A 2,536-nucleotide genomic window follows, 5' to 3' on the forward strand; every position below is an offset into this window, starting at 1 on the left:
CTCCAGAGTGGATCCTGAGTACGGCGGAACACGTGAAATTCCGTCGGAATCCGGGAGGACCATCTCCCAAGGCTAAATACTCTCTAGTGACCGATAGTGAACCAGTACCGTGAGGGAAAGGTGAAAAGCACCCCGGAAGGGGAGTGAAATAGAACCTGAAACCGTGTGCCTACAAGTTGTCAGAGCCCGTTAATGGGTGATGGCGTGCCTTTTGTAGAATGAACCGGCGAGTTACGATTCCATGCAAGGTTAAGCAGCGAATGCGGAGCCGCAGCGAAAGCGAGTCTGAATAGGGCGAATGAGTATGGGGTCGTAGACCCGAAACCAGGTGATCTACCCATGTCCAGGGTGAAGGTAAGGTAACACTTACTGGAGGCCCGAACCCACGTACGTTGAAAAGTGCGGGGATGAGGTGTGGGTAGCGGTGAAATTCCAATCGAACCTGGAGATAGCTGGTTCTCTCCGAAATAGCTTTAGGGCTAGCCTCAAACGAAAGAATCTCGGAGGTAGAGCACTGTTTGGACTAGGGGCCCATCCCGGGTTACCGAATTCAGACAAACTCCGAATGCCGATGATTTATGTTTGGGAGTCAGACTGCGGGTGATAAGATCCGTAGTCGAGAGGGAAACAGCCCAGACCGCCAGTTAAGGTCCCCAAGTATCCGTTGAGTGGAAAAGGATGTGGCGCTGCCCAGACAACCAGGATGTTGGCTTAGAAGCAGCCACCATTTAAAGAGTGCGTAATAGCTCACTGGTCGAGTGGCGCTGCGCCGAAAATGTACCGGGGCTAAACGGATCACCGAAACTGCGGATTGACACCTATGGTGTCAGTGGTAGGAGAGCGTTCCAAGGGCGTTGAAGCTAGACCGTAAGGACTGGTGGAGCGCTTGGAAGTGAGAATGCCGGTATGAGTAGCGAAAGAAGGGTGAGAATCCCTTCCACCGAATGCCTAAGGTTTCCTGAGGAAGGCTCGTCCGCTCAGGGTCAGTCGGGACCTAAGTCGAGGCCGAAAGGCGTAGACGATGGACAACAGGTTGATATTCCTGTACCACCTCCCCGCCGTTATCAGCAATGGGGGGACGCAGAAGGATAGGGTGAGCGCGCTGTTGGTCATGCGCGTCTAAGCAGTGAGGTGTGGAACGAGGAAAATCCCGTTCCTATAACATTGAGCTGTGATGGCAAGGGGAATTATCCCCGGAGTCCCTGATTTCACACTGCCAAGAAAAGCCTCTAGCGAGGCGGGAGGTGCCCGTACCGCAAACCGACACAGGTAGGCGAGGAGAGAATCCTAAGGTGATCGAGAGAACTCTCGTTAAGGAACTCGGCAAAATGACCCCGTAACTTCGGGAGAAGGGGTGCTCTGGTAGGGTGTTAAAGCCCGAGAGAGCCGCAGTGAATAGGCCCAGGCGACTGTTTAGCAAAAACACAGGTCTCTGCAAAACCGTAAGGTGACGTATAGGGGCTGACGCCTGCCCGGTGCTGGAAGGTTAAGAGGAGAGGTCAGCGCAAGCGAAGCTTCGAATTGAAGCCCCAGTAAACGGCGGCCGTAACTATAACGGTCCTAAGGTAGCGAAATTCCTTGTCGGGTAAGTTCCGACCCGCACGAAAGGCGTAACGATCTGGGCACTGTCTCAACGAGAGACTCGGTGAAATTATAATATGCGTGAAGATGCGCATTACCCGCGACAGGACGGAAAGACCCCGTGGAGCTTTACTGTAGCCTGATATTGAATTCCGGTGCAGCCTGTACAGGATAGGTAGGAGCCTTGGAATCCGGAGCGCCAGCTTCGGAGGAGGCAATGGTGGGATACTACCCTGGCTGTATTGGACTTCTAACCCTTGCCCGTGATCCGGGCAGGAGACAGTGTCAGGTGGGCAGTTTGACTGGGGCGGTCGCCTCCTAAAGTGTAACGGAGGCGCCCAAAGGTTCCCTCAGAATGGTTGGACATCATTCGTAGAGTGCAAAGGCATAAGGGAGCTTGACTGCGAGACCTACAAGTCGAGCAGGGTCGAAAGACGGGCTTAGTGATCCGGTGGTTCCGCATGGAAGGGCCATCGCTCAACGGATAAAAGCTACCCCGGGGATAACAGGCTTATCTCCCCCAAGAGTCCACATCGACGGGGAGGTTTGGCACCTCGATGTCGGCTCATCGCATCCTGGGGCTGTAGTCGGTCCCAAGGGTTGGGCTGTTCGCCCATTAAAGCGGTACGCGAGCTGGGTTCAGAACGTCGTGAGACAGTTCGGTCCCTATCCGTCGCGGGCGCAGGAAATTTGAGAGGAGCTGTCCTTAGTACGAGAGGACCGGGATGGACATACCGCTGGTGTACCAGTTGTCTTGCCAAAGGCATCGCTGGGTAGCTATGTATGGACGGGATAAATGCTGAAAGCATCTAAGCATGAAGCCCCCCTCAAGATGAGATTTCCCATTACGCAAGTAAGTAAGATCCCTCAAAGAAGATGAGGTGGATAGGTCCGGGGTGGAAGCGTGGCGACACGTGCAGCTGACGGATACTAATCGATCGAGGACTTAACCTTA

1 rRNA gene is annotated in these 2,536 nt (G+C 54.1%); it reads left to right on the forward strand.

Annotation, left to right across the window (positions count from 1 at the left end):
* Positions 1–2,535: ribosomal RNA gene (locus tag M3191_RS18040) — 23S ribosomal RNA — on the forward strand; the annotation flags it as partial.
* Position 2,536: the final 1 nt, after the last annotated feature.

Source organism: Sporosarcina luteola, assembly GCF_023715535.1.
In the GTDB taxonomy this organism is placed as follows: Bacteria; Bacillota; Bacilli; order Bacillales_A; family Planococcaceae; genus Sporosarcina; species Sporosarcina luteola_B.